Annotated in this window: 3 protein-coding genes; all 3 read right to left on the bottom strand. The window is 71.3% G+C overall.

Annotated elements, in window-relative coordinates; all coding sequences use genetic code 11:
- Positions 1 to 468, bottom strand: a 468-nt coding sequence (locus tag CWC38_RS11380; protein WP_240625247.1) for a DUF3817 domain-containing protein, incomplete at its 3' end; no start/stop codon positions are given.
- Positions 465 to 1544 (bottom strand): hemolysin family protein, encoded by a 1080-nt coding sequence (locus tag CWC38_RS11375; RefSeq protein ID WP_121846833.1) that lies wholly within the window; start codon positions 1542 to 1544, stop codon positions 465 to 467. The genes CWC38_RS11375 and CWC38_RS11380, both read right to left, overlap by 4 nt.
- On the bottom strand, positions 1541 to 3085 hold the full coding sequence (locus CWC38_RS11370) for a hemolysin family protein (RefSeq protein WP_121846832.1): 1545 nt from the start codon (positions 3083 to 3085) through the stop codon (positions 1541 to 1543). Before CWC38_RS11370 ends, CWC38_RS11375 begins: the two co-directional genes overlap by 4 nt.
- Between the last annotated feature and the right edge of the window lie 54 nt (positions 3086 to 3139).

The following is a 3139-nucleotide window of genomic DNA, read 5'->3' as shown; positions in this document are numbered from 1 at the left end:
CCCGGTCCCCCCTCCCGCCACGGAGGCCGGCGCCGCCGTGCCCCCGGTCCCCGTCGCCTCCTCGCCGGGCACCGCCGCGGCCCCGGCCCCGCGCTGCGGCGAGGTGGCTGCGGAAGCCGGCCGTGCGGCGTCGTCGTGCGTGGGGAGGGTGCCCGCGGGAGCCACGCGCCACGCGTCCGAGAGCAGTCCCCGGCGCTCCACGTGCCGCTCGAAGGGGACCGTGGCGAACGGGACCACCGAGAGCACGAGTCCCAGCACACCGGTGCCGGCGGGCCAGCGGCGGTCCGTCCAGACCACCACGGTGGCCACGCAGTAGCTCAGGAACACGAAACCGTGGATCCCGCCGCCCACCCGCACCGGCAGGTCACCGGCGTGGAGGACGTACTTGGCCAGCATCCCCAGGATCAGCAGCGTCCAGGTGACGGCCTCTGCGGTGGCGGCGGTGCGGTACAGCTTCCGGGGGCTCATGCGGCACTCTCCTGATCGGGTTTGCTGGTGGCGTCGCGGACCTCGCCCACGAGCTCCTCCAGGACGTCCTCGAGGGCCACGATGAACACGGACTCGTCCGAGGTGCGGGAATCACGGGCCACCTCGCCCAGGAGGGCGAAGTGCGCACCCCTGGCCTGCATGGTGCGGGTGACCTTGCGCAGCTTGTCCCCCGGGGCCACACGCGCGAAGCGGCGCACGATGGCCGGGGGGACGGGGCGCTCGCGGGCGGTCTCCGGCAGGCCCAGCACGTCCTTGGCGTGGAGGTAGCCCATGAGCCGCTCGTCCTTGTCCCGCACGGGGAACCGCGAGTAGCCGGTCTCCGCGCACAGCAGCTCCACCCCGGAGACCGTGATGTCCGAGGGCACGGTGCGCATCCCGGTCAGCGGCAGGGCCACGTCCGCGGCGGTCTTGTTCTCGAAGTTCAGGGCGCCGGTGAGCAGCCGGATCTCGTCCTTGTCCAGCAGGCCCTCGCGGCCGGACTCGGCCACGAACCCGCGGACGTCGTCCGAGGTGAACGCGGAGGCCACCTCGTCCTTGGGCTCCACCCGGAACAGCCAGCGCACCAGGTGGTTGGCGCTCTCGTTCATGATCCAGATGAACGGGCGGAACACCACCACGAACCCGTGCAGCACGGGGCCCAGCACCTGGGCCACCCGGCTGGGCACGGCGATCGCGATGTTCTTGGGCACCATCTCGCCCAGGATCATGTGCAGGAACGTGACGACCAGCAGGGCGATCACCAGGGCAATGGGGTGCATGAGCGCCTCGGGAACGCCCAGCCAGTGCATGGGCACCTCGATCAGGTGCGCGATCGCGGGCTCACCCACGGCGCCGATCAGCAGGGAGCACGCCGTGATCCCCAGCTGCGTGGCGGCCAGGGACGTGGAGACGTTCTCGATGCCCTTCAGGGCGTACTTCGCGGAGCTCGAGCCCTCAGCGGCCAGCGGCTCCAGCTGGTCCCGGCGGGCCGAGACCACGGCGAACTCGCTCGCCACGAAGAACGCGTTGCCGGCCAGCAGCAGGACCAGCACGATGATGGCGGTGCTCGTGGTCATCGCTGCTCCTCACTCGGGTCTTCCTCGGACACGTCCTCGTCGCGGTGGAAGCCCGGAGCTCCCGTGCGGTCCCCCTGGGACACGCGGAACTCCTCCGCGGTCTCGGGCTCCCGGCCGTCCCCGCCCAGCGGGTCGGGGCGTCCCGGCGGCTGCCAGGAGGTCGACGTCGTGGACCCGCCCCGCTCGTCCGGGTTGCCACCCACGCGGTGCACCAGGATGCGGTCCACCCGGTGCTGGTCCATGCGCATCACGTCCAGGCGGATCTCCGCCTTGGTGGGGAGGTCGTCCTCGTCCCGGTGGTAGTGGTCCACGGCCTCCACGGTGAGGGTGTCCCCCACCTGCGGCAGCCGGTCCAGCTCCTCGGCCATGAGACCGCCGAGGGTGTCGGACTCCTCGCCCTCGGGCATGTCCACGCGCAGCACGTCACCCAGTTCGTCCGGGCGCAGCAGGCCCGAGACCACGAGACCGCCGTCCCGGGTGCGGCGGAAACGCTGCACGCGGGTGTCCTGCTCGTCGTCGATCTCGCCCACGATCTCCTCGATCAGGTCCTCCAGGGTGACGATGCCGGCGGTGCCGCCGTACTCGTCCACCACCACGGCCAGCTGCAGGCCTTTCACGCGCAGCTGGCGCATGAGGGGGTCCAGGGTCATGGACTCGGAGACCACGTCGGCCGGCACGCACACGTCGCTCACGCGCACCACGGCACGCTCGTCGAAGGGCACCGCCAGGGCGTGGGTGTAGTGCACCACGCCCACGATGTCGTCCACGGACTCCCCGGTCACGGGGAAACGGGAGTGCCCGGTCTCGGAGGCCGTGAGCAGCATGTGCTCCACGGTGTCGTCCGCGTCCAGGAAGGTGACCCGGGGGCGAGGCCGCATGACGTCCGCGGCCGTTCGGTCCCCGAACTCGATGGAGCGGGCCACGAGCTCCGCGGTGCTCGCGTCCAGTGTTCCCTCCCGCCCGGAGCGGCTCACCACGGACGCCAGTTCCTCGGCGGTGCGGGCGTTGGCCACGTCCTCGGTGGGGGTGAAGCCCAGCACCCGCAGCACGGCATTGGCGGAGCTGTTGAGCATGGCCACGAGCCACCCGAAGACCACCATGAAGATCTTCTGGGGCAGCACGACCACGTGGGTCACCCGCATCGGGTCCGCAATGGCCCAGTTCTTGGGCACCAGTTCGCCGAAGACCATCTGGGTGAAGGTTGCCACGACGAAGGCGACGGTCGTGGCGATGCCCACCGCGGCGGCGTCGGGAACGCCCGTCCAGCCGAGGCCCTCCGTGAAGAGGGTGCCCAGGCTGGGCCCGGTGAGGAAACCGGTCATCAGGCTCGTGACGGTGATGCCCAGCTGGGCACCGGAGAGGTTCGTGGAGGTCTTGCGGAGACTCTCCTCGATGGTCGCGGCGCGCTTGTCACCGGCTTGTTCGGCCCGCTGGACGGCCTGCCGGTCCACCGTGAGGAACGCGAACTCCACGGCCACGAACAGGGCGTTGGCGAGGACCAGGAAGAGGAACGCGAGGAGCAGGAGCCAGGCTGTCAGCACCAGCTCACCTCGTGGGAGGGCGCGGACGCGCGCGGGGGGAACAGGGACGCGGTG

The sequence above is a fragment of the Kocuria tytonicola genome, assembly GCF_003687455.1.
GTDB classification, from domain to species: Bacteria; Actinomycetota; Actinomycetes; order Actinomycetales; family Micrococcaceae; genus Kocuria; species Kocuria tytonicola.
Note: the sequence above shows the minus strand (reverse complement) of the source record. Positions and strands in the feature narration are given on the sequence as shown.

What these genes read in the sequence shown, in the direction of transcription:
- CWC38_RS11375 (WP_121846833.1), bottom strand. Translation starts at nt 1,544, where the DNA reads ATGACCACGAGCACCGCCATCATCGTGCTGGTCCTGCTGCTGGCCGGC.